Source organism: Pseudomonas sp. Je.1.5.c (assembly GCF_051129895.1).
Classification (GTDB): Bacteria; Pseudomonadota; Gammaproteobacteria; order Pseudomonadales; family Pseudomonadaceae; genus Aquipseudomonas; species Aquipseudomonas urmiensis.
Map to the genome: position 1 here is coordinate 18,696 of NZ_JBCPSP010000044.1, position 23,508 is coordinate 42,203.

Annotated in this window: 20 protein-coding genes; 12 read left to right on the top strand and 8 right to left on the bottom strand. The window is 64.3% G+C overall.

Features of this window, described 5'->3' with window-relative positions:
- Positions 1–25: 25 nt before the first annotated feature.
- The gene (locus AAZU54_RS23275; RefSeq protein WP_405130269.1) at positions 26–1,894 is read right to left on the bottom strand and encodes a flavin monoamine oxidase family protein; all 1,869 of its coding nucleotides are present in this window, start codon (positions 1,892–1,894) and stop codon (positions 26–28) included.
- A 202-nt stretch (positions 1,895–2,096) separates the two neighbouring features.
- Between AAZU54_RS23275 and AAZU54_RS23280 the strand changes: the two genes are divergently transcribed.
- The 3 genes from AAZU54_RS23280 (at position 2,097) to AAZU54_RS23290 (ending at position 4,938) form a co-directional block, all read left to right on the top strand.
- Positions 2,097–2,588, top strand: coding sequence for a hypothetical protein (locus AAZU54_RS23280; protein WP_434727732.1), 492 nt, complete (start codon positions 2,097–2,099; stop codon positions 2,586–2,588).
- Between the two features lie 81 nt (positions 2,589–2,669).
- Complete coding sequence (locus AAZU54_RS23285; protein ID WP_434727733.1) at positions 2,670–4,076, top strand: adenosylmethionine--8-amino-7-oxononanoate transaminase; 1,407 nt, start codon at positions 2,670–2,672, stop codon at positions 4,074–4,076.
- Between the two features lie 142 nt (positions 4,077–4,218).
- Positions 4,219–4,938, top strand: coding sequence for a 16S rRNA (uracil(1498)-N(3))-methyltransferase (locus tag AAZU54_RS23290; protein ID WP_264236686.1), 720 nt, complete (start codon positions 4,219–4,221; stop codon positions 4,936–4,938).
- Between the two features lie 9 nt (positions 4,939–4,947).
- Here AAZU54_RS23290 and trhA read toward each other — a convergent pair whose 3' ends face one another.
- The 7 genes from trhA to AAZU54_RS23325 all read right to left on the bottom strand — a co-directional run bounded on the left by trhA (position 4,948) and on the right by AAZU54_RS23325 (position 14,985).
- The gene (gene trhA / locus AAZU54_RS23295; RefSeq protein WP_186557376.1) at positions 4,948–5,565 is read right to left on the bottom strand and encodes a PAQR family membrane homeostasis protein TrhA; all 618 of its coding nucleotides are present in this window, start codon (positions 5,563–5,565) and stop codon (positions 4,948–4,950) included.
- Between the two features lie 231 nt (positions 5,566–5,796).
- On the bottom strand, positions 5,797–6,270 hold the full coding sequence (locus tag AAZU54_RS23300; protein ID WP_186557375.1) for a chemotaxis protein CheW: 474 nt from the start codon (positions 6,268–6,270) through the stop codon (positions 5,797–5,799).
- Positions 6,263–11,539, bottom strand: a complete 5,277-nt coding sequence (locus AAZU54_RS23305; RefSeq protein ID WP_434727734.1) for an Hpt domain-containing protein — start codon at positions 11,537–11,539, stop codon at positions 6,263–6,265. The genes AAZU54_RS23300 and AAZU54_RS23305 overlap by 8 nt, the downstream gene beginning before the upstream one ends.
- 10 nt (positions 11,540–11,549) lie before the next feature.
- Positions 11,550–13,610, bottom strand: a complete 2,061-nt coding sequence (locus AAZU54_RS23310) for a methyl-accepting chemotaxis protein (RefSeq protein WP_186557373.1) — start codon at positions 13,608–13,610, stop codon at positions 11,550–11,552.
- Positions 13,611–13,620: 10 nt separating this feature from the next.
- The gene (locus AAZU54_RS23315) at positions 13,621–14,175 is read right to left on the bottom strand and encodes a chemotaxis protein CheW (protein WP_186557372.1); all 555 of its coding nucleotides are present in this window, start codon (positions 14,173–14,175) and stop codon (positions 13,621–13,623) included.
- Positions 14,172–14,537: a twitching motility response regulator PilH gene (gene pilH / locus AAZU54_RS23320; RefSeq protein ID WP_186557371.1), complete on the bottom strand. Its 366-nt coding sequence runs from the start codon at positions 14,535–14,537 to the stop codon at positions 14,172–14,174. Before pilH ends, AAZU54_RS23315 begins: the two co-directional genes overlap by 4 nt.
- A 46-nt stretch (positions 14,538–14,583) precedes the next feature.
- Entirely contained in the window at positions 14,584–14,985 is a 402-nt protein-coding gene (locus AAZU54_RS23325; RefSeq protein ID WP_186557370.1) for a response regulator, read from the bottom strand.
- Between the two features lie 193 nt (positions 14,986–15,178).
- Between AAZU54_RS23325 and gshB the strand changes: the two genes are divergently transcribed.
- The 9 genes from gshB to hslU all read left to right on the top strand — a co-directional run bounded on the left by gshB (position 15,179) and on the right by hslU (position 23,460).
- Positions 15,179–16,132 carry a glutathione synthase gene (gene gshB / locus AAZU54_RS23330; RefSeq protein WP_186557369.1) on the top strand — a complete coding sequence of 318 codons (954 nt, stop codon included), beginning with the start codon at positions 15,179–15,181 and terminating at the stop codon, positions 16,130–16,132.
- A 91-nt stretch (positions 16,133–16,223) separates the two neighbouring features.
- Entirely contained in the window at positions 16,224–17,123 is a 900-nt protein-coding gene (locus AAZU54_RS23335; RefSeq protein WP_434727735.1) for a TonB family protein, read from the top strand.
- Between the two features lie 249 nt (positions 17,124–17,372).
- Complete coding sequence (locus AAZU54_RS23340; protein ID WP_186557367.1) at positions 17,373–17,942, top strand: YqgE/AlgH family protein; 570 nt, start codon at positions 17,373–17,375, stop codon at positions 17,940–17,942.
- On the top strand, positions 17,942–18,367 hold the full coding sequence (gene ruvX, locus AAZU54_RS23345; protein WP_264236677.1) for a Holliday junction resolvase RuvX: 426 nt from the start codon (positions 17,942–17,944) through the stop codon (positions 18,365–18,367). Before AAZU54_RS23340 ends, ruvX begins: the two co-directional genes overlap by 1 nt.
- A gap of 52 nt (positions 18,368–18,419) precedes the next feature.
- Positions 18,420–18,938, top strand: coding sequence for a bifunctional pyr operon transcriptional regulator/uracil phosphoribosyltransferase PyrR (gene pyrR, locus AAZU54_RS23350; protein WP_186557366.1), 519 nt, complete (start codon positions 18,420–18,422; stop codon positions 18,936–18,938).
- A 12-nt stretch (positions 18,939–18,950) separates the two neighbouring features.
- The gene (locus tag AAZU54_RS23355; protein ID WP_186557365.1) at positions 18,951–19,955 is read left to right on the top strand and encodes an aspartate carbamoyltransferase catalytic subunit; all 1,005 of its coding nucleotides are present in this window, start codon (positions 18,951–18,953) and stop codon (positions 19,953–19,955) included.
- Positions 19,952–21,223, top strand: coding sequence for a dihydroorotase (locus tag AAZU54_RS23360; RefSeq protein WP_434727736.1), 1,272 nt, complete (start codon positions 19,952–19,954; stop codon positions 21,221–21,223). Before AAZU54_RS23355 ends, AAZU54_RS23360 begins: the two co-directional genes overlap by 4 nt.
- 283 nt (positions 21,224–21,506) lie before the next feature.
- On the top strand, positions 21,507–22,037 hold the full coding sequence (gene hslV, locus AAZU54_RS23365; protein ID WP_158458616.1) for an ATP-dependent protease subunit HslV: 531 nt from the start codon (positions 21,507–21,509) through the stop codon (positions 22,035–22,037).
- 76 nt (positions 22,038–22,113) lie between these two features.
- Positions 22,114–23,460 (top strand): ATP-dependent protease ATPase subunit HslU, encoded by a 1,347-nt coding sequence (gene hslU, locus AAZU54_RS23370; protein ID WP_186557363.1) that lies wholly within the window; start codon positions 22,114–22,116, stop codon positions 23,458–23,460.
- The last annotated feature ends 48 nt before the right edge of the window (positions 23,461–23,508 follow it).

A 23,508-nucleotide genomic window follows, 5' to 3' on the forward strand; every position in this document is an offset into this window, starting at 1 on the left:
GCTGCAACGCAGCCCCAAGTGTGAATCAGCCAGCCTTGGCCTGAGTATTGGCCAGCGGCTTTTTCGCCGGTTCAGACTTGGCCGTCGCCTTCTTCACTGGCGCAGGCTTGCTGGCGGCCTTCTTCGCCGGCTCAGTCTTCGCCGCCGGTTTGTGCGTCGGAGCATGCTTGGCAGGCGCAGCTTTGGCAGCCGGTTTGACGGGCTGTTCCTTGGCCACAGGCGTTGGCGCAACGGGAGCAGGCGCAGGGGCAGAAACCGGCGCAACTTCCTCAGCCTTGGCAATTGGCGCAGCCTTCACTTCAGGCTTGGCACTGCCACCGAACAGGCGCGAGAAGAAGCCCGGTTTACCCCCTTCAGCCTCCTTTGCGGTCACCGGCTCGGCCTTGGCGGGTGCCTTGTCGGATTTATCGGAAGAACCGCCGAACAGGTTCGAGAAGAACCCGCCCTTCTCCTTCGCCGCCACCGCACCGGCTGTCGCTGCAGCGGCAATCGGCACGGCCTTGGCTGGGTCGAACGACTTGCCGGCGAGCAAGTCCTGGACCTGCCCGGCAGCGCGCTGACCGCTGCGCAGAGCGCCTTCCAGCGTGCCTGGGTACAAAGCGTCGGTGTGTTCACCCGCAAACGCTACGCGCTGCACCGGACGCTCCCACAGGCGCCAGTACTTGCTGATCTGCCCTGGGCCATAGGCCAGGTAAGCGCCACCGGTGCCAGCATCGGTGCTGTAGCGTTTGACTTCATAGCCCGTGAAGGCGCCACGGGCTTGTGGATAGAACGCGTGAAGGCGAATCAGCACCTGATCGACCATCTGCTTGTCGCCAAACGCCTGCAACAGGCGGGCGTTATCGCCAGACAGGTTGATCACCACGTTGGCCCCCCCCTTGAGTGCAGGCTCGATCCACAGCATGCCGAGGCCTGCGTTGCTGAAGATCTCGCCAGACATCCGCGCGCGGCTTTCCCACACCGGCGTCTTGAACTTGAGCATCAGTTGGTCGCGCCAGCCGTAGTTGGTGCCCTTGAGGGCGGCCAGGTGCTTGCTGTCCAGGCCTGGAGTCATCTGGATCTTGGCCAGCGCCCGCAGCGGCACCGCCAGCACCAGGTAGTCCGCCTGATAGCCGACGCTACCGACCTTGACGGTAACGCCGTCCTTGTCCTGGACGATGGACGTCACCGGCGAACTGGTCTTGATGGTCTTGAGTTGTTTGACGAAGGCCTGGGCCAGCACTGGGCTACCGCCTGGCAGGCGTGCGGCACGCAGGTCGCGGTCGCTGACACCGCGGTAGACGCGGGTCTGCTGGGCGAAATACAGCAACGACAGCCGCGATGGCTCGTCATAGCGGGTACGGATCTGCTGGTTGATCAGCTGCCGAGCTGTGGTTGGCAGTTGCAGCTTGTCGAGCCAGGTCGACACGTTGATCTGGTCGAGGGCGAACAGCGTGCTGTTAGCCTGCGGGTTCAGCGGATCGTCGATCGAGCGGGCCAGGTCGTCGAGGGTCTTTTCGTAACGCTTGAGCGCCTCTGCGGTGGCAGGTTGCTTGGTGGCCAGGTCTGTGGCGTTGAAGTACTCGCCGTCGATCAGGTAACCCGGCGTTCGCACGAACTCCGGCGCTGGCAGTGTTTCAAGCTTGAAACGGTCGACATACTGGTTGAGGACTGGCTGCGCCTTGCCGTTGCCGATCCATTCGCTAGTGGCCAGCCCCGAGCGGCCGCCCATCCCCGACTTGGCTTCGAGCAAAGTCACTTGCCAACCCTTGTTTTGCAGTTCGTAGGCTGCGGTCAGGCCTGCCAGGCCGCCGCCTACCACGATCGCAGTAGGTGTCTTGTCCTTGGCGATTGCGGCGCCACTGGACACACCAATCAATAGCAACGCGCACAGGCGCACCCAAGCAGCAGCCATGTCGGCGAACTCCGGTTGAAATAGGTTTATGAGATCGGGGGAAGGGACGCCCCAGGATGATGCGTTAAGAATACGTCACCCTTGGGCACCCTGCCAGCAGAGCGACGACAAGTCGTTTATGCAACTGGCATTTTTGTCAGTAGCCAAAATCGGCGCTTGCAGTGGAAAGTGGCAGCATCCGAGCCCCAATGGAAACTCGCGCATGGAATGCCATCAACACTTTGCCCGCATGCAGCCCTATCACTTCAAACCCCACGACATCTGGCAGGGCAACAGTGGCTTGAGCATTACCTCCAACTGCACCTCATACGCGGGGCTTTACCAAGATTTCCAGGGCAATCCCGGCACTGAACTGGTGATTGGTGAAAACAACGACCTCCAAATCGACTTCGGTAAGGAAATCGATTGCGTCATGCTCGATTTCTACGTGGTTAGCAACTGTCCATGGCTGGATGAAGACGACCTGATCGAATGCGACTATTTAGGCATCAGCACCGATCTACTCGACGCACCACCGCTGTACTGGCTGACCCTCAGTGGCCAATCGGGCACTGAATACGTTCCGGGGGTATTCGCCAGCACGCCTACCCGCCAGTTGCTGCTGGGGCCCTTTCGCAAGCTGACCATCTCCACCAAGCAGGCCAGCACCCTGCACATTCCAGCCCTAAGCTGGAGGCCCGTCCTGCGGCATTGACCCTGAACACGGTTGTGATGCCCGGCACCTTTGCTTAGGCTTACGCGGTCAAACCAAGCCGCGTCGCCAGGAGAAGTGCCCATGGGCCTCAACGATCAGTGGATGCAACGTGACCTCAAGGTCCTGTGGCACCCCTGCACCCAGATGAAAGACCACGAGCAGCTGCCGCTGATCCCGATCAAGCGCGGCGAAGGCGTGTGGCTGGAGGACTTCGAGGGCAAGCGCTACCTGGACGCGGTCAGCTCCTGGTGGGTCAATGTCTTTGGTCACGCCAATCCGCGTATCAACCAGCGCATCAAGGATCAGGTCGACCAATTGGAGCATGTGATCCTCGCAGGCTTCAGCCATCAGCCGGTGATCGAGCTGTCCGAGCGTCTGGTCGCCATGACCCCAGATGGCCTGGACCGGGTGTTCTACGCCGACAACGGCTCATCGTGCATCGAAGTGGCGCTGAAGATGAGCTTTCACTACTGGCTGAACAAGGGCCAGCCGGACAAGAAGCGCTTCGTCACCCTGAGCAACAGCTACCACGGGGAAACCATCGCGGCGATGTCGGTGGGCGACGTGCCGCTGTTCACCGAAACGTATAAAGCGTTGCTTCTGGACACCATCAAGGTGCCCAGCCCCGACTGCTACCTGCGCCCCGAAGGGGTGAGCTGGGAAGCGCATTCACGGACGATGTTCGCCGCCATGGAGCAAACCCTGGCCGAGCATCACGCCAGTGTCGCCGCGGTGATCGTCGAGCCGTTGATCCAGGGCGCTGGTGGCATGCGCATGTACCACCCGATCTACCTCAAGCTGCTGCGCGAGGCCTGTGATCGGTATGAGGTCCACCTGATCCACGATGAAATCGCCGTCGGCTTCGGCCGTACCGGCACGATGTTCGCCTGCGAACAGGCCGGCATCCGCCCCGACTTCCTGTGCCTGTCCAAGGCCCTGACCGGCGGCTATCTACCGCTGGCCGCCTGCCTGACCACCGATGACGTTTACCAGGCCTTCTACGACGATTACCCAACCCTGCGCGCCTTCCTCCACTCGCACAGCTATACCGGCAACCCTTTGGCCTGTGCCGCAGCGCTGGCGACCCTGGACATCTTCGAACAGGACAACGTGATCGAGGCCAACAAGGCGCTCTCGGCGCGCATGGCCAGTGCCACCGCGCACCTGGCCGATCATCCGCATGTGGCCGAGATTCGCCAGACCGGTATGGCCTTGGCGATCGAGATGGTCCAGGACAAGGCCGGAAAAGTCGCCTACCCATGGCAGGAGCGCCGCGGCCTCAAGGTCTTCGAGCACGCCCTGACCCGTGGCGCCTTGTTGCGTCCGCTGGGCAGCGTGGTGTATTTCCTGCCGCCTTACGTGATTACCCCAGAACAGATCGACTTCCTCGCCGAGGTGGCCAGCGAAGGGATCGACATCGCCACCCGCGACAGCGTCAGCGTGGCAGTGCCCAAAGACTTCCATCCCGACTTCCGCGATCCGGGCTAGCCCGCAAGATCGCCGCCAACCCTGTAGGAGCGGGCTTGCCCGCGAACAAGGGCGAAGCCCTTGGCAGACACCGCAGTGTCTTGTTCGCGGGCAAGCCCGCTCCGACAGGGAACTTTGTGCCCCCTACTCCCTGAGCTGAACCATGAGACTGTCCCGCTTCTTCATCGACGCCCCCTTGAGCCTTGGCCAGCACGACCTGCCCGAAGCCCAGGCCCACTACATCGGCCGCGTACTGCGCATGGCCCCTGGCGATGCCGTGCAATTGTTCGACGGCAGCGGCCAGGAATACCTCGGCCAGCTGCTTGAAGTCGGCAAGAAGAGCGTACGCGTCACGCTCGACCAGGCCCTCCCCGGCCAGGCCGAATCGCCGCTGCATATCCACCTCGGCCAAGGCCTGTCGCGTGGCGAGCGGATGGACTGGGCAATCCAGAAAGCCACTGAACTGGGTGCCAACGAAATCACCCCGATCGTCAGCGAACGCTGCGAAGTACGCCTCAAGGACGAACGCGCCGACAAGCGCCTGGCACACTGGCGCCAGGTGGCGATCAGCGCGTGCGAGCAATGCGGCCGCTCGACCCTGCCCGTGATCCATCCACCGCTGACCCTGGCTGAATGGCTCAAGGCAACCGAGGCCGACCTCAAGCTGGTCTTGCACCCGGTAGCCGAGCCGCTGACCAGCCATGCACGCCCAGCGCGCCTGGCCTTCCTGATCGGCCCAGAGGGTGGTTTGAGCGACGCCGAAGTGGAGCAGGCCAAAGCCGCCGGCTGCCACGCCGCCCGCCTCGGCCCACGCGTGCTGCGCACCGAAACCGCGCCGGTGGTGGCGCTGTCGGTGGCCCAGCAGCTATGGGGCGACTTCTAAACGCGTGCCCTAACGCACGTAGAAGAACACTGCGATGAAGTGCAGCAAGCTGCCGGCGATAACGAACAGATGCCAGATGCCATGCCAATGGCGAAAGCGGCTGTCGAAGGCGAAGAAGATGATGCCGATGGTGTAGAACGCACCACCGGCTGCCAGCCAGGCAAAGCCAGCACCGCCGAGGGTGTGCAGCAGGGGCTTGACCGCCACCAGCACGATCCAGCCCATGACCGCGTAGATGATGATCGACAGCACCCGCGCTTCGGAGCGTGGCTTGATCTCTTGGAGCATGCCGATCACCGCCAGCCCCCAGACCACCCCGAACAGGCTCCAGCCCCAAGGCCCGCGCAGGCTGACCAGGCAGAACGGGGTATAGCTGCCGGCGATCAGCAGGTAGATCGACAAGTGATCGAGCTTGCGCATGATCACCTTCGCCCGCCCGCGAGTGCTGTGGTAGAGGGTCGAGATGCTGTAGAGCAGCAACAGGGTGCCGCCGTAGATGGAGAAACTGACGATCTTCCAGGGATCGCCCTGCAACCCGGCCGCAACGATCAGCCAGATAGCGCCTATGCAGGCCAGTACCGCACCGACCAGGTGCGTCCAGGCATTGAAGCGTTCACCGTAATACATGCAAACACAGACCTCCGATGGCGGGGCAGGTTCCTGATTTGGTGTGTTTTAAGGCAAGCACCGCGTCGTGCTTTTCGCGAGCAAGCCCGCTCCCACAGGGTAAGCGGGGAGCCCGGGGACAATCCGCAACATCCTTTACAGGGTGAGCGAGGAGCCCAAGCCAACGCTGTTCCTGTGGGAGCGGGCTTGCCCGCGAAAAGGGCCACGCGGCTTCAAGTTTGACGCCCTATCCTAACCCGCAACAGGTTGCAGATCCGCGTCACGCACCATGCGCTCCAGCCCCACCAGATCCGGCACCCGCGCCACCTGCTCGGCCACCTGCACCGCCGCCAGCTCCAGTTCGCTCAGCGGCACATCGACATAATTGAGCTGGCTGTCGAGCTTGCACGAGCGTGGAATGTCCTGCAGCAACAACGCCAAGTAACGCAGGCCGGTATCGCCCAGTGCATTGAGCACGACAATCCGCGCGCGCTCGCCACACACCGTCTCTGCACCACAGGCAGCCTCGAAGCCAATCAACGGCAAGCGCTGCTGACGCCAGTCGATCCAGCCCAGATGCCAACGCGGCTCGCCAATCTGGCACGACAGCGCGCGCTGGCCAATCAATTCGGCCACCGCGACATTGGGCAACACCAGGGTGCGATCGCCCAGCGGTAACAACAGCCCGGTCAAGGTGCTGCGTTGACCGGCAATATGTTCAAGCATGCGATTGGCTCCAGTGAGCGATGCTCTGCAGCAACACCGATTCCTGATACGGCTTGCCAAGGTAATCATTGACGCCGATGGCCATGGCTCGGTCGCGGTGCTTCTGGCCGCTGCGCGAGGTGATCATGATGATCGGCAGATCTTTCAGGCGCTGGTCGCGGCGGATCCGCGTGGCCACTTCAAAGCCGTCCATGCGCGGCATCTCGATGTCCAGCAACAACACATCTGGCCGATGTTCTTCGAGCAGGGCCATGGCATCGAGGCCATCCTTGGCGGTCAGCACGCTCATGCCGTGGCGCTCGAGCAAGCGGCTGGTGACCTTGCGCACGGTCACCGAGTCGTCCACCACCATGATCAACAAACGCTGACGCGGCGCCGGGCCGAACAGCTGGTGCTGTCGATCATTACCGCCCGGCAGACGCGCCAGACGCCGCTGCTGGCCCCGTAGCTGACCGAGCAGATCGAGAATCAGCACCACCCGGCCATCGCCGAGCAAGGTTGCCCCAGACAGGCCAGGTACAGCAGCGAACTGCGGCCCCAGGCTCTTCACCACGATCTCGCGGCTCGGCGACAGGCTGTCAACCTGGATGGCGAACGACTCCTCATGGGAATGCACCAGCACCACCGGCAGCGGCACGCTTTGTCCGAGCAGGCTTGGCCGGGCACTGCCGCCTTGCAACAGCTCGCCGAGATAGCGCAACTGATAGGCATGGCCGGCATACACGTAACGCGGCGCCTCCAACTGGTAGCAGGCGGCAAGCTCGGCCGGCGGCACGCGCACGATACCTTCGATGGTGTTGAGCGGGATCGCGTATTGCTCATCACCCAGGTGCACCATCAATGCCCGGTTGATCGAAACGGTGAACGGCAGGCGAATCAGGAAGCGTGCGCCCTTGCCTGGACTGGATTCGATACTCATCGAGCCGCCGAGCTGCTTGACCTCTTCGTGGACCACATCCATGCCCAAGCCACGCCCGGAAATCTGCGTGATCTTTTCCGCCGTGGAGAAGCCTGGCCGCAGGATGAACTGCAGGATCTCGTGATCGCTCAAGCGCGCTTGCGGGTCGAGCAAGCCGCGCTTGATGGCCTTGTCGCGCACCGCAGCCAAGGGCACCCCGGCGCCGTCATCGCTCATTTCGATGACGATGTCGGCGCCTTCGTGCAGCAGGTTCAGATGAATCGTGCCCAGCTCAGGCTTGCCCGCCGCCAGGCGCACGTCACGCGACTCCAGGCCATGGTCGACGGCGTTGCGCAGCATATGCTCCAGTGGCGCCACCATGCGCTCCAGGACGCTGCGGTCGAGCTCGCCCTCAGCATTGCCAACCACCAGCTCGACTTGCTTGCCAAGCTCGCTGGCCACTTGCCGCACTACCCGCTGCAAACGCGGCACCAGGCGCTCGAACGGCACCATCAAGGTGGCGGTCAGGCCCTCTTGCAACTGGCTGTTGACCCGCGCCTGCTGTTGCAGGAGGCTCTGCGCTTCCTGAGCACGCTGGGTCAGGGTTTCCTTCAGATCGAGCAGGTCCGAGGCCGACTCGAACAGCGCCCGCGACAACTGCTGCAACTGTGAGTGGCGGTCCATCTCCAGGGGGTCGAAGTCATCGTAGGCGTCGCCCTCGGCCTGGTAGCGGCTGGACATGCGCCCCTGGGTCTCAATGTCCAGGCGCAGCAGTTGGTCGCGCATCCGCTCAAGGGTAGTTTCCATCTCGTTGAGGGCGAATTGGGCGTCGTTGACCTGTTGCTCGATACGCCCACGGATCACCGAATGCTCACCCGCCAGGTTGCCCAGGTCATCGAGCAGCTCGGCATCGACCTTGACCATGTCGCCCGGCGCACGCTCCGCTGCGGCAACCGGGGCTTCGGCAGGGGCGATGTCGGCTGGGCCCTGGCTGGCCACACTGTCAGTCAAGGCGGCGCTGCTGAAGTTACGGATGTAGTCGATCAGCGCCGTGGCGGCATGCAAAGGCTGGCCCAGGCGCACCGCATCGAGCATGTGCGCCAGGCGGTCGTGGCAGTTTTGCAGCAGCGAGAACAGCGCCGGGGTCGCGGGCAAACGCCCAGCGGCGAGCAATTCGTAAAGAAATTCCAGTTCGTGGGCGAGGTCGCCAATGGCGGCGATCTCGACCATGCGTGCGCCGCCTTTGAGCGTGTGCAGGTCACGCAGCAGGGTTTCGACTTCGACGCTACTGCGCGGATCAGCCTGCAAACGCGCCAGCGCGGCTGCAGAGCTTTCGACGATGTCGGAGCTCTCTTCGAGGAACACGTCGAGCAGTTCCTTGTCGCCAGGGCTGTCGACCTCTGGAGGCGATTCTGACAGTTCGGCAGGCGCAGGTGCATGGCGAAACTCACGCAGCTGCGCGAGCAGCGCTACCGCCGAGGCTGGTGATTGCCCCTCGCGCAGGCTTTCGAGCATCTCGGCCAGCGCCGCATGGCTGCGCTTGAGCAGCTCGAACAGCGCCGCGCTGGGGCCCAGGCGGCGGTCCACCAGGCCCTCGTAGAGCAGCGCCAGCTCCTGGGCGAGAATCTCCACCGCGCCTACCGCAGCCATCTGCGCGCCGCCCTTGAGGGTTTGCACCTCATGCTGCAACGCCGACAGGTTCGACGCGCTTTCGCTGTCCTGCTGCCACTGCTGCAGCGCCTGGTCGGCACTGTCGAGGATATCCCCGGCCTCTTCGAGAAAAAGCTGCACCAACGCCGGTTCCGAGCTGTTATCCACAGCCGGCAATCGCGTCACGCCCTCGCGCCCCACCAACCCGGTGGCATCAGGCGCCAGCGCCGTGTCCAACAGCGCGCGCAGGCCATCGAGGCATTCTGGGCGCGCGGTCACTTCCTGCCCGGCAGCGACCTCGTCGAGCATGTCGATCAGCGCGTCATGGGCTTGTTGGGCCTGGGCGAAGAACGCTGGGTCAGCCGCCAGGCTGCCCTCTTCCACCGCCCCGTACAGATCGAGCAGGCCTTCGCAGAGCTCATCCAGCTGCCACAGGTCCGCCAGGTGGGCGCCATGGCTGAGCGTGGTCAGCTCGTCGAGCAGGGTCTCCAGCGCCTGGCGTTGCTCCGGATGCTGCTGCCAGCTCGAAAGCATCGACTCGGCATCGAGCAGGATGTCCATGCCCTGGGCGAGGAAGTTAGCGATCAGCTGAGGGTCGCGGCGCCGGCGACTGTGATGGGGCTCATCCTGCAAGCTGGCCAAACGGCCATCGACGCCTTGACCAACTTGCTCGATCAGCTCGGCAGCGCCGGGAATGGCTGCCAGCGGCGTGCTGCCCAGTTGGCTCAGGCCCAACTGGAACAGCGTGCGCCCCGCTTCCAGCCAGTCGATCTCGGCCAGCTGCAACGGCAGCTGGTGGCCTTTGTATTCTCGCGCCAGGCGGTCGAAGGCGGTGGCCAGCTCGGCGATCGGCATCACCCCGGCCATGGCGGCGCTGCCCTTGAGCGTGTGCAGGGCGCGCTGCAAGCTGTCGCTGACCGGTGTGTCCTGGCCGTGCGTCTCCTGCAAAAACGCCTCCAGGCTGGCCATGTGGCCCTGGGCCTCGTTACGGAAGATCTCCAGCAACTGCGGGTCGAGCCCGTCGACTTCGGCGGCGCTGCTGGTCTGGTTGTTGGCCAAGCCATGCAAGTGCGCCGACAACGGCTCGACTTCGGCCAGCGGCGGCAGATGACCGACGGCAAAATCGGCAAGCAGGTCTGGAAGACGCACGAACACCTGCTGCAAGGCGACCACACTCTCGCCCGCCAGGCTCACCCGTCCTTCCAGCGCGCGGTTGATCAGGTGCTCGGCGCCCCAGGCCAATTCGGCGAGGGCCTGGGCATGGACCATCCGCCCACTGCCCTTGAGCGTGTGCAAAGCACGACGGACTTCGATCAGGGCATCGCGCAAACTGTTGTCGGCGCGCCAGCGCAGCCAGTGCCGCTCAAGGTCTGGCAACAGCTCGTTGGCTTCTTCGAGAAACACCTCACGCAGTTCGGCATCGATTTCCTCGACCTCATCGGCCAACCCGCCAATGCGGCAAGTCACACCCAGCGCAGCCAGGCTGGCACGGGCCATTTCAATGAATGGCTGCGCATCGGCCAGCGGATCGGCCACCCGCCATTGCAGATAGCATTCGCCAGCACTGAGGGCGTCGGCCAGGTGGGTCAGTTCAGCCTGCGGCGGCTCTTCGTCCAGGTGCGCCAGCCAGCCCTGCACATAGCCGGCGGCGCCAGCGAACAGCTCGGCGGCGGCTGGCAGCATCAGCATCGACAGCGCCCCGCGCACCTGGTGCAGCAAGCCCGGCAGCGCCTGCAAGCGCTGGCGGGGCCAGCCGGATTCAAGGCAGTCGCCGATCAGGTCCTTGGCCTGCTGCAGCACCGATACCGCCTCACTCAGCACCAGTTGACGGATCTGCGCCAGGTCCGAGCCTGGCATGCTGCCTTGACCACTCTCTTCCAGTGGGCCGACCATGCCGTTGAGGGTCGCCTCGACGTACAGCAGCGCCCCGGCAACGTCCATCAACAGGGCATCGTCCACCGGTTGCTGGTCTTGGGCCAGAGCCTGCAAGGCCAGCACCTGGTCGATGATCACCCGCCGCGGCTGTTGGAAATTCAGCACCGCCAGGGTGTCCGCGACTTGGCGCAACGGCGATACCAGGGCATCGAGTTGCTCACGCGACTGCTCGCCGCGCACGAACTGGTCCAGGCAATCCTTCATGCGCATCAGGTCGTCGCACAGCGCGCTGACCACCGAGCGCAGGGCATCGCGGCCTTGGCCGGCCTGCAATTGTTCGCGCCAGTTGCCCAGCGACAAGTCGAGGTCGGCCAGATCCGCCGCGCCCGCCAGGCGCTGCGCCGCGTCGCCCATCAGGCTGCCCTGGGCCAACGCCTCGACGCCGCGACACTCGCGCAGGCGGTTGAGCAGCGGCAGCATGACCAGCGGCAGGTCATGGCGGGCGCCGCGCAGGCGCTCAAGATACGGCGGCAGTTGCTCCAGACCACGGAACATCGCGCCCAGGCAATCGCCCCGCGGGGTGATCTGGCCGTCAGCCATGGCCCGGCCAAGCAGCTCGAGTTCTTCGGCCAGGCGCGTTGCGCCACGCAGCTCAAGCATGCGCAGGCAGCCATGCACCTGGTGCAGGTTATCCACAAAAAAGGCCAGCATCGACAGATCGCCGGGGTCGCCGGCAAAGCGCTCCAGGGCCTGGCGCGCCTGCGCCAGGCAATCGAGAATCGGCGCCTTGGTCCAGGCCAGGGCGACCGTGTCGTGGCGTTCGGGGCTCACTGCGGCAGAGGCCATGGGTGATTCCTCAACGCGGCTCGGCGGGTGCCGGCAGGGTGAAACCGGAAACCGAGCGGCGCATCTCACTGGCCATGCGCGCCAGGTGGCGAATGCTGTCGGCGGTGGCACCGGAGCCGGCGGAGGTCTGCGCGGTGATTTGCTGGATCACCGCCATGGTGTGGGAAATCTGCCCGGCCGAGGAAGTCTGCAACTGGGCGGCATCGGAGATACTGTGGATAAGATCGGCCATGGTCTGCGAAACCCCTTCGATCTCGGCCAGGGCAACCCCGGCATCCTGCGCCAGGCGCGCACCACGTACCACCTCGGCGGTGGTCTGCTCCATGGAAATCACCGCCTCGTTGGTGTCGGTCTGGATGGTACGCACCAGCGCTTCGATCTGGCGGGTGGCCGACGAGGAGCGCTCCGCCAGGCGCTGCACTTCGTCGGCGACCACGGCAAACCCGCGCCCCGCCTCCCCGGCCAGCGAGGCCTGGATCGCGGCGTTGAGCGCGAGGATGTTGGTCTGCTCGGCAATGTCGTCGATCAGGCTGACGATATCGCCGATCTCCTGCGACGACTCACCCAGGCGTTTGATCCGTTTGGCGGTGTCCTGGATCTGCTCGCGGATGTTGTCCATGCCTTGGATGGTGTTGTGCACCACCTCGTTGCCCTTGTTGGCGATGGCCACCGAACGCTCGGCGACCTTGGCCGACTCATAGGCATGCGCCGAGACGCGGTCGATCGACTCGACCATGTCGCCGACCGCCAGCGACGCTTCGCTGATCTGGTCGGCCTGGTGCTCGGAGGCCTTGGCCAACTGGCGGGCGGTGTTTTGCGTGTCTTGCACCGCAGCGGCCACTTGCACGGCGCTGTGGATGATGGTCGCGACCAGGTCGCGCAACTGGTCGACGGAATAGTTGATCGAGTCGGCGATCGCTCCGGTGAAGTCCTCGGTCACCGAAACCGTCACGGTCAGGTCGCCGTCGGCCAGTTCTTCGATTTCATCGAGCAGGCGCATGATCGCCTGCTGGTTGCGTTCGTTCTTCTCGGCGGTTTCGCGCAGTTGGCGGTTAGTGGCACGAACCATCACCGAACCGATGAGGATGATCGAGGCCAAGGCAATCAGGCCCAGTACGTAGCCGCCGACAGTATCCAGGGTGCGCCCGTTGGCCAGGTTCTCGAAGCCGTTGGCCAGGTGCGAGGCCTCATCGAGCAAGGTCTGCGACAGGCTGAAGATGTTGCTCGCGGCTTCGCGCACACGGAACAGCTCAGGCGAGGTTTCCAGAATTTCATCAACGCTGCCGGCGACGAACTGGAACAACTCGGCGATCTCGGCCAGCCGCGCGCGGGCGTCGGCATCCTCGACCCGGGTGACCTGGATCGCCGGGTTGCCGCCGAGCATGCCTTCGAGCACCTGACCGAAGCGGCTGGCATCGCGGCCAAAGGCGTCTGCGGCCTGCACTGCGGTGTCATCGCCGGCCAGCACGGTGTTGACCGAACCGAGAATGCGCTCAGCCAACAGCAACTGACGCTGCGCCACCGCCACCTGGCTGGCGGGCGCGCCGCTCTGCAGGAGGATTTCCACCACCTTTTCATATTCGACCTGCAACTGCGGCACGGTTTCGGCCAGGGTTGCCGCCACCTGGTGCAGCGACAATACGGTCTGCTCGCTGGCCAAGATGGTGTCGGTGTTCTTGCGCAGGTTTTCCCAATCCTGGCGCACCGCCTCCATTTCATCGCGCATCTTCGCCGGAGCTGCTGGCAACGCCGTGGTCTTGTCGCCTTCGCGCAGGTAACTCCAGCGACGCTCGAAGTCGTTGCGCGCATCCGACAGCAACCTGAACGCCAGGGCCTTGCCTGCGGCAGCCTCGGTGGCGTTCTTGGCAATGCGCTGGGACAGCACGCGCAGCTCGCCGGCATGGCCGATGTACTGCTTGTCGTAGTTGGACTGGGTATTGAGGTAAGCGAAGTTGGCGAACAGCAAGACGATCGACAGGATCAGCACCACGAACAGCACGGTGATCTGCGCACTGCTGCGCGCACGCGGAGTCACGGCGGGTGGAGTGACGGGGCTGGCGGGCTTGTTCACGGTCGATCCTCTACAACGCTACATCAAGAAAGCCCGGCGCCTGGGCCAGGGCGAACGGACTGAAGATCGCCCAATTGCGCTCCCGCGGGAAATGCCCCTGAACGAACGGCGCCGCTGCACGCAACAGCGGCTGCGGCGGCGACAGGTCGAGGCTGCTCAGGGCGAAGTGCTGCAATCCCAGCACCTCATCGACCAACAGCCCGGCGAACAGGTCTTCGTGGTCCAACACCAGCACACGCCGCTGCTTGCCCGGCGCTACCGGGCCGAGGCCGAAGAAGCTGCTCAGGTCCATCACCGGCAACAGCCGTCCACGCAGGTTGGCAACGCCGCAGACCCACGGCTGCACCCCCGGCACACGGCTGCTGCGCGGTTCACGCAAGACTTCAGCGACTTCGCCCATCGGCGCCACGAACCACTGCCCGGCAATCCGAAAACCGATCCCGCTCCACTGCTGCAAGCGGTTGTCCTGCAGCGGTTGGTCGGCCACCAGCAGCCGGCAGCGCCGGTCGATATCCAGCAGCAACTCGAAGGCGGTCAGCGACGCGCCTTGCGGGCGGGTGGTCAACCTGCGAGCACTTCTTTGAGTTTGGCGATCAGCGCCTCTTCTTCCACTGGCTTGATCAGAAAATCACGGGCGCCCTGACGCGATGCCCAGATGCGGTCGGTATCCTGGTCTTTGGCGGTGATGACAATTACCGGAATGGCGCTGGTCGCCGGGTCCTTGGCCAGCTGGCGGGTGGCCTGGAAACCATTGAGGATCGGCATGACGATATCCATCAGGACCACGTCGGGCTTCTCCTGACGGGCCAGGGCTACGCCATTGGCGCCGTTTTCCGCTTTAAGGACCTCATGGCCATGCTTTACCAGTATTGCGGTCAGTTTGTGCAACTCTGTCGGCGAGTCGTCGACAATCAGAACTCGGGCCATGCTGTTTCCCCATCAAGGAAAAGTGACGCCGCCAGCACCGGCGGGGTCAGGGTGCGTGTTGTTCCTGCGCGGCGAATTCGGGCACATGCGCCCTGATCGCATCGAGCAGTTCTTCTTTGCTGAAGGGTTTGGTCAAGAATTGATCGGAGCCGACCACCCGCCCGCGGGCCTTGTCGAACAGGCCGTCGCGTGACGACAGCAGGATCACCGGGGTGTCCTTGAAGGCGCTGTTGTGCTTGATCACGGCGCAGGTCTGGTAACCGTCCAGGCGCGGCATCAGCACATCGACGAAGATGATCCGCGGCATGTGGTCGACGATCTTGGCCAGCGCATCGAAGCCGTCGCTGGCGGTAATCACCTCACAGCCGGCTTCGCTCAGCAGCATCTGGGCGGTGCGGCGGATCGTGCGCGAGTCGTCGATCACCATCACCTTCAGGGGTTGTTCCATAATCGCGTTGAGTCCGCTTATCGCGAGGCTTGCCCGCGATTGAATCGCCCGAAGGCCTATGCAGGCATTTTTAGCACACTCCGTGTGGCCATTCCATCTGCTGCCCCCCTTGACCATCCACGCGTGCGGCGCCACCCTGAGCCACTTTTCTTTCCAGTCATCGCGGCCAGGCGCCGCCAAGAGGAAACTACCGATGAGCGTTCGCCTCGGGATTGTCATGGACCCCATCGCGGCCATCTCCTACAAGAAAGACAGTTCGCTGGCCATGCTGCTGGCAGCCCAGGAGCGCGGCTGGACGCTGTTCTACATGGAGCAGCAGGACCTCTACCAGAACCAGGGCGTGGCCCGCGCCAAGGTGCGCGGGCTCAAGGTGTTCGCCGACCCGGCGCACTGGTTCGAGCTGGACGCCGAAGCCGATCTGCCGCTGAGCGACCTGGATGTGATCCTGATGCGCAAGGATCCGCCGTTCGACATGGAGTTCGTCTACAGCACCTACCTGCTGGAGCAGGCCGAGGCCGCTGGCGTGCTGGTGGTCAACCGCCCGCAGAGCCTGCGCGACTGCAACGAAAAGCTGTTCGCCACGCTGTTCCCGCAGTGCACCCCGCCGACCTTGGTCAGCCGACGTCCGGACATCATTCGCCAATTCGCCGCCGAGCATGGCGATGTCATCCTCAAGCCGCTGGATGGCATGGGCGGCACCTCGATCTTCCGCCACCGGGTCGGCGACCCCAACTTGTCGGTGATCCTCGAGACCCTGACTGCGCTGGGCACCCAGCAGATCATGGCCCAGGCCTACTTGCCGGCGATCAAGGATGGCGACAAGCGCATCCTAATGATCGACGGCGAGCCAGTGCCGTACTGCCTGGCGCGCATTCCGGCCAGCGGCGAGACCCGTGGCAACCTGGCCGCCGGTGGCCGTGGCGAGGCGCGCCCGCTGACCGAACGCGACCGCTGGATTGCCGCCCAGGTCGGCCCGACCCTGCGGGAGAAGGGCCTGCTGTTCGTCGGCCTGGACGTGATCGGCGAGCACCTGACCGAGATCAACGTCACCAGCCCGACCTGCATCCGCGAGATCGACAACGCCTTTGGCACCCAGATTGGTGCGCAGCTGATGGACGCCATTGATCGCAAGCTCAAGGCGCGCTGACCACCAACGCGGAGCAAAACCGCGCAGTGGGGTATGATGCGGGTCTTTTTCACCTGACCTGCTGCCCCGCTTCGCGGTTGCTGGATACCTGATGACGCTGCCCGCCGACATCCCTGCCGACATGCTGCCACCCCGCGTTCGCCCGGTGGACCGGCTCGGCTTTACCCTGTTCCTGGCTGCCCTGGTGCACCTGGCGCTGATCCTTGGCGTCGGCTTTACCGTGGTCAAGCCCAGTGAAATCCGCCACACCATGGACATCACCCTGGCCACCTTCAAGAGCGAAAAGCCGCCCGAGAGGGCCGACTTCCAGGCCCAGGACAATCAGCAAGGCAGCGGCACCCTGGACAAGAAGGCGGTGCCCAAGACCACCGAACTTGCGCCGTTCCAGGACAGCAAGATCAACAAGGTCACCCCGCCCCCTGCGGCCAAGCCCGAGACCCCGCCGGCGCCACACAAGTCCGCGGTGGCCACGCAGGCGAGCAAGCTGCACAAGGTCGAGCCCAAGCCCAAGGAAAGCAAGCCACAGCCCAAGCCTGCCGCGGCTACGCCCGACTTCGACAGCTCGCAGCTGTCCAGCCAGATCGCCAGCCTTGAGGCAGAGCTGTCCAACGAACAACAGCTGTATGCCAAGCGCCCGCGCATCCACCGCCTCAATGCCGCCTCGACCATGCGCGACAAAGGCGCCTGGTACAAAGAGGAATGGCGCAAGAAGGTCGAGCGGGTCGGCAACCTCAATTATCCCGACGATGCCCGCCGCCAGCAGATCTACGGCAATTTGCGCATGATGGTGTCGATCAATCGCGATGGCTCGCTGTATGAGGTGTTGGTCCTGGAGTCGTCCGGCCAACCGGTGCTCGACCAGGCCGCCCAACGCATTGTGCGCCTGGCGGCGCCATTTGCGCCGTTTACCGGGGATCTGGCCGAGTTCGATCGCCTGGAGATCATCCGCACCTGGCGCTTTGCCCGCGGCGACCGCTTGTCGAGCAATTAGGCCATTACTGAACCCATGCTGATGGGTTGATCTGGCACCCACCCTGTGGGAGCGGGCTTGCCCGCGAACGAGGGCGAAGCCTGGCCATCCACAAGGGTGCTCAAACCGGTCTCTTCGCGGGCAAGCCCGCCCCCACAAGGTCGGGCAGCGCTGCCAATGACCTATCCAATGCACGACAGTGTGCGGTCGGGACTGCAGACACTGTGCAGCACCTTGTCAGTCTCGCCACCTGGCGCCACACTATCCCCCATGAAAACCCTCACGCCGAGTTACCTCAAGCATCAGTTCCTGATCGCCATGCCGCACATGGCCGATCCGAACTTTGCCCAGACCCTGACCTACATCGTCGAGCACAACGCCAATGGCGCCATGGGCCTGGTGGTCAACCGGCCCCAGGAGCTGAACCTGGCCGACATCCTCGAGCAATTGCGCCCCGACGATGAGGCGCCTGCCAGCACCCTGCAGATCCCGATCTACCAAGGTGGCCCGGTCCAAACCGACCGTGGCTTCGTCCTGCACACCCCGGAGCGCAGCTTCCAGGCCACCATCGAGCTCGACGGCCTGTCGCTGTCCACCTCGCAGGATGTGCTGTTCGCCATCGCTGAAGGCAACGGGCCGAAACAGAGCCTGATTACCTTGGGTTACGCCGGCTGGGAAGCAGGTCAACTGGAAGCTGAGCTGGCCGACAACGCCTGGCTCAACTGCCCGTTCGATGCCGAGATCATCTTTGGCCTGGCCAGCGAGCAGCGCCTGGAAGCTGCCGCTGCACTGCTGGGGATCAACCTCAGCCTGCTGACCAGCCAGGCGGGCCACGCCTGATGAGCGAGCTACGCCTGCTGCTGGGTTTTGACTACGGCACCAAACAGATCGGCGTCGCGGTGGGCCAGGTGATCACCGGCCAAGCCCGCGAGCTGTGCACCCTCAAAGCCCAGGACGGCATCCCCGACTGGGCCCAGGTAGAAAAACTGATCAAAGAATGGAAGCCCGATGCCATCGTCGTCGGCCTGCCATTGAACATGGACGGCACGCCCAGCGACATGAGCGCCCGCGCGCAAAAATTCGCCAATCGCTTGCACGGGCGCTACAACCTGCCGGTGCACACCCACGACGAACGCCTGACCACCTTCGAAGCCAAGGGCGAGCGCATGGCCCGTGGCGGCCAGCGCGGCAGCTACCGTGACAATCCGGTCGACGCCATCGCCGCAGCGCTGCTGTTGCAGGGCTGGCTGGAGGCCAACACCTAATTCCTTCATTCGCTTTGCCGCCGGGCCAACCCGGCGCCCCGAGGAGCACGCAATGAGCCTACCCAATCCCGCCGAGCTGATCCGGCAGATGGCCGTCGACCTACGCGCCCACCTGGCCCGCCGCGCCATTGCCGAGCCACGCTTCATCGGCATCCGTACCGGTGGCGTGTGGGTAGCCCAGGCCCTGCAACAGGAGCTGGCCGACACAAGCCCGCTGGGCACCCTCGACGTGTCGTTCTACCGCGATGATTTCAGCCAGAATGGCTTGCACCCGCAGGTGCGTCCCTCCGAGTTGCCCTTCGAAGTCGAAGGCCAGCACCTGGTGCTGGTCGATGACGTGCTGATGAGCGGTCGCACCATTCGCGCCGCGCTCAACGAACTGTTCGATTATGGCCGCCCCGCCAGTGTCACCCTGGTCTGCCTGCTGGACCTGGATGCCGGCGAATTGCCGATCCGTCCCAATGTGCTCGGTGCCACCCTGTCGCTGGCCGCCCATGAGCGGGTAAAATTGACCGGACCCGCACCGCTCGCCCTCGAGCGCCAGGACCTCGCCACCGCTTCCGCCCTTTAAGAGTCCCCCGCGATGACGCCATTCGACGCCAAGCGCCCGCTGCAGCTCAATGATCAGGGCCAGCTGCGCCACTTCCTCTCGCTCGACGGTTTGCCTCGCGAACTGCTCACCGAGATCCTCGACACTGCCGACTCGTTCCTCGAAGTCGGCGCCCGGGCCGTCAAGAAAGTCCCGTTGCTGCGCGGCAAGACCGTGTGCAACGTGTTCTTCGAGAACTCGACCCGCACCCGCACCACCTTTGAACTGGCCGCCCAACGGCTGTCGGCCGACGTCATCAGCCTGAACGTGTCGACCTCTTCGACCAGCAAAGGCGAGACCCTGTTCGACACCCTGCGCAACCTTGAAGCGATGGCCGCCGACATGTTCGTCGTGCGCCATTCCGACTCTGGCGCGGCGCACTTCATCGCCGAACACGTCTGCCCGGATGTGGCAGTGATCAACGGCGGCGACGGCCGCCACGCGCACCCAACCCAGGGCATGCTCGACATGCTCACCATTCGTCGCCACAAGGGCAGCTTCGAGAACCTCTCGGTGGCCATCGTCGGCGACATCCTGCATTCGCGCGTAGCCCGCTCGGACATGCTCGCGCTCAAGGCTCTGGGTTGCCCGGACATCCGCGTGATCGGCCCGAAGACCCTGATTCCAGTAGGCATCGAGCAATACGGGGTGAAGGTCTACACCGATCTTGCCGAAGGCCTCAAGGACGTCGACGTGGTGATCATGCTGCGCCTGCAGCGTGAACGCATGGCCGGCGGCCTGCTGCCCAGCGAAGGTGAGTTCTACCGCCTGTTCGGCCTGACCACCGCACGCCTGGCCGGAGCCAAGCCGGATGCCATCGTCATGCACCCTGGCCCGATCAACCGCGGCGTGGAAATCGAATCGGCCGTGGCCGACGGCCAACACTCGGTGATCCTCAACCAGGTCACCTACGGCATTGCCGTACGCATGGCCGTGCTGTCGATGGCCATGAGCGGACAGAACGCGCAACGACTACTGGACCTGGAGAACGCCCTGTGAGTATCAGCATTCTTGGCGCCCGGGTGATTGACCCCAGCAGCGGCCTGGACACCATCACCGACCTGCACCTGGAAAACGGCCGGATCGTTGCCCTAGGCGCCGCCCCTGCCGGCTTCAACCCCAGCCGCACGATCCAGGCCGACGGCCTGGTAGCAGCCCCTGGCCTGGTCGACCTCGATGTATCCCTGCGCGAGCCGGGCTACAGCCGCAAGGGCAACATCGCCAGCGAAACCCGCGCCGCAGTCGCCGGTGGCGTCACCAGCCTGTGCTGCCCGCCGCAGACCCGCCCGGTGCTGGACACCTCGGCGGTCGCCGAACTGGTGCTGGACCGCGCCCGCGAGGCCGGCAACAGCAAGGTTTACCCGATCGGCGCCCTGACCAAGGGCCTGGAAGGCGAGCAACTGGCCGAACTGGTCGCCCTGCGCGACACCGGTTGCGTGGCATTCGGCAACGGTTTGAAGGAAATCCCCAACAACCGCACCCTGGCCCGCGCCCTGGAATACGCCGCGACTTTCGACCTGACCGTGGTCTTTCACTCGCAGGATCGCGACCTGTCGCACGGCGGCCTGGCCCATGAAGGCGCCATGGCCAGCTTCCTCGGCCTGCCGGGGATTCCGGAAAGTGCCGAAACCGTGGCCCTGGCGCGCAACCTGCTGCTGGTCGAGCAGACCGGCGTGCGCGCGCACTTCACCCAGATCACCAGCGCCCGTGGCGCGCGGCTGATCGCCCAGGCGCAAGAGCTTGGCCTGCCGGTGACGGCCGATGTGGCGCTGTACCAGCTGATCCTCACCGACGAGGCGCTGCGTGATTTCTCCAGCCTGTACCACGTGCAGCCACCGCTGCGCACTGCGGCCGACCGTGACGGTCTGCGTGCAGCGGTCAAGTCGGGGGTTATTCAGGCGATCTCCAGCCATCACCAACCGCACGAGCGCGATGCCAAGCTGGCGCCGTTCGGCGCTACCGAGCCGGGTATCAGCAGTGTCGAGCTGCTGCTGCCGCTGGCGATGACCCTGGTCGAAGACGGCTTGCTCGATCTGCCGACCCTGCTCGCACGCCTGACCGCAGGCCCGGCGCAGGCGCTGCGTCTGCCGGCCGGTGAGCTGAAGGTCAGCGGTGCGGCGGACCTGGTGCTGTTCGATCCAAAGGCATCGACCGTAGCTGGCGAACAATGGCTGTCACGCGGCGAGAACTGCCCGTTCATCGGCCACTGCCTACCGAGTGCGGTGCGTTATACCTTGGTCGATGGCCACGTCTGCCACGAGGCCTGATCCATTGATGGGGCCGCGCTGCGGCCCTTCGCGGGCAAGCCCGCTCCCACAGGGTGAGCGCTGCTCTCATGGACGGCGCGGTACCTGTGGGAGCGGGCTTGCCCGCGAAGGGCCGCAGCGCGGCCCCAAAGCGGCCTACTCAATCCATAGTGAGTGGGCAAAGCACCGACGACCCTACGCCTGCCTTAGTCGACCATTCATCCTCCCCGGTTGAAATTCTTCCCCCCTCCCCCCATATGAGTCTGCATCAGGCATTTTCGCCCCGCTGCGTGGAGACTCTCCCTTGACTACCATCGTTTCAGTCCGCCGCCACGGCAAAGTCGTCATGGCGGGCGACGGCCAGGTTTCCCTCGGCAACACCGTGATGAAAGGCAACGCGAAAAAAGTTCGTCGCCTGTACCACGGCCAGGTCATCGCCGGCTTCGCCGGTGCCACCGCCGATGCCTTCACCCTGTTCGAGCGCTTTGAAGGCCAACTGGAAAAACACCAGGGCCACCTGGTCCGCGCCGCCGTCGAGCTGGCCAAGGAATGGCGTACCGACCGCTCCCTGAGCCGCCTGGAAGCCATGCTGGCAGTGGCCAACAAGGACGCCTCGCTGATCATCACCGGCAATGGTGATGTAGTCGAACCGGAAGATGGCCTGATCGCCATGGGCTCCGGCGGCGCCTTCGCCCAGGCCGCTGCCCGCGCGCTGCTGAACAAGACCGACCTCTCGGCCCGCGAAATCGCCGAGACCGCCCTGAATATCGCTGGCGACATCTGCGTGTTCACCAACCACAACCTGACCATCGAGGAGCAGGACCTGGCCGAGTGATCAGCTGTCTTGGCGCCCAACCCCGGTGGTTGGGCTTTCCCACGCTGACCCACTGCGCCCAAGGACCACATTGATCATGTCCATGACCCCCCGCGAGATCGTCCACGAACTCAACCGCCACATCATCGGCCAGGAAGACGCCAAGCGCGCTGTGGCCATCGCTCTGCGCAACCGCTGGCGGCGCATGCAGCTGCCTGCCGAGCTGCGCGCTGAAGTGACGCCGAAGAACATCCTGATGATCGGCCCGACCGGCGTCGGCAAGACCGAAATCGCCCGTCGCCTGGCCAAGCTGGCCAACGCGCCGTTCATCAAGGTCGAAGCGACCAAGTTCACCGAAGTCGGCTACGTTGGCCGTGATGTCGAGTCGATCATCCGTGACCTGGCCGACGCTGCGCTGAAGATGCTCCGCGAGCAGGAAATCATTCGCGTGCGCCACCGCGCCGAAGACGCCGCCGAAGACCGTATCCTCGACGCCCTGCTGCCACAGGCGCGCAGCGCCAGCAGCTTCGCCGAAGAAGCTTCGCAGTCGAGCAGCGACTCCAACACCCGTCAGCTGTTCCGCAAGCGCCTGCGCGAAGGCCAGCTGGACGACAAGGAAATCGAGATCGAAGTCGCCGAATCCATGGGCGTCGAAATCGCCGCGCCACCCGGCATGGAAGAGATGACCAACCAGCTGCAAAGCCTCTTTGCCAACATGGGCAAGGGCAAGCGCAAAGCACGCAAGCTCAAGGTCAAGGAAGCGCTGAAGATGGTCCGCGAAGAAGAAGCGGGCCGTCTGGTCAACGAAGAAGAGCTCAAGGCCAAGGCCCTGGAAGCGGTCGAGCAGCACGGTATCGTGTTCATCGACGAAATCGACAAGGTTGCCAAGCGTGGCAATGTTGGCGGCGCCGACGTCTCCCGTGAAGGCGTGCAGCGCGACCTGCTGCCGCTGATCGAAGGCTGCACCGTCAACACCAAGCTGGGCATGGTCAAGACCGACCACATCCTGTTCATCGCTTCTGGCGCGTTCCACCTGAGCAAGCCGAGCGACCTGGTGCCGGAGCTGCAAGGCCGTCTGCCGATTCGCGTTGAACTCAAGGCACTGACCCCGGGCGACTTCGAGCGCATCCTGCAAGAGCCGCATGCCTCGCTGACCGAACAGTATCGCGAGCTGCTCAAGGTCGAAGGCCTCAACATCGAGTTCGTCGGCGACGGCATCCAGCGTCTGGCCGAGATTGCCTATCAGGTCAACGAGAAGACCGAGAACATCGGTGCGCGTCGCCTGCACACCCTGCTCGAGCGTTTGCTCGAAGAGGTGTCGTTCAGTGCTGGCGACCTGGCCAGCGCGCATGACGAAGCGCCGATTCGCATCGATGCCGCGTATGTGAACAGCCACCTCGGTGAGCTGGCGCAGAACGAAGATCTGTCGCGCTACATCCTGTAACACCTCTCCAGAGGGTAATGGGAGCGGCGCGTGGGAGCGGGCTTGCCC

Bases quoted from the DNA above. Each gene is read 5' to 3' on its own strand.
- pyrR (WP_186557366.1), top strand. From the start codon at position 18,420: ATGAGCCTACCCAATCCCGCCGAGCTGATCCGGCAGATGGCCGTCGAC.
- trhA (WP_186557376.1), bottom strand. From the start codon at position 5,565: ATGTATTACGGTGAACGCTTCAATGCCTGGACGCACCTGGTCGGTGCG.
- hslU (WP_186557363.1), top strand. From the start codon at position 22,114: ATGTCCATGACCCCCCGCGAGATCGTCCACGAACTCAACCGCCACATC.
- gshB (WP_186557369.1), top strand. From the start codon at position 15,179: ATGAGCGTTCGCCTCGGGATTGTCATGGACCCCATCGCGGCCATCTCC.
- AAZU54_RS23275 (WP_405130269.1), bottom strand. From the start codon at position 1,894: ATGGCTGCTGCTTGGGTGCGCCTGTGCGCGTTGCTATTGATTGGTGTG.
- AAZU54_RS23300 (WP_186557375.1), bottom strand. From the start codon at position 6,270: ATGCTTGAACATATTGCCGGTCAACGCAGCACCTTGACCGGGCTGTTG.
- ruvX (WP_264236677.1), top strand. From the start codon at position 17,942: ATGAGCGAGCTACGCCTGCTGCTGGGTTTTGACTACGGCACCAAACAG.
- AAZU54_RS23340 (WP_186557367.1), top strand. From the start codon at position 17,373: ATGAAAACCCTCACGCCGAGTTACCTCAAGCATCAGTTCCTGATCGCC.
- AAZU54_RS23335 (WP_434727735.1), top strand. From the start codon at position 16,224: ATGACGCTGCCCGCCGACATCCCTGCCGACATGCTGCCACCCCGCGTT.
- AAZU54_RS23285 (WP_434727733.1), top strand. From the start codon at position 2,670: ATGGGCCTCAACGATCAGTGGATGCAACGTGACCTCAAGGTCCTGTGG.
- AAZU54_RS23280 (WP_434727732.1), top strand. From the start codon at position 2,097: ATGGAATGCCATCAACACTTTGCCCGCATGCAGCCCTATCACTTCAAA.
- AAZU54_RS23325 (WP_186557370.1), bottom strand. From the start codon at position 14,985: ATGGAACAACCCCTGAAGGTGATGGTGATCGACGACTCGCGCACGATC.
- AAZU54_RS23290 (WP_264236686.1), top strand. From the start codon at position 4,219: ATGAGACTGTCCCGCTTCTTCATCGACGCCCCCTTGAGCCTTGGCCAG.
- pilH (WP_186557371.1), bottom strand. From the start codon at position 14,537: ATGGCCCGAGTTCTGATTGTCGACGACTCGCCGACAGAGTTGCACAAA.
- AAZU54_RS23355 (WP_186557365.1), top strand. From the start codon at position 18,951: ATGACGCCATTCGACGCCAAGCGCCCGCTGCAGCTCAATGATCAGGGC.
- AAZU54_RS23305 (WP_434727734.1), bottom strand. From the start codon at position 11,539: ATGGCCTCTGCCGCAGTGAGCCCCGAACGCCACGACACGGTCGCCCTG.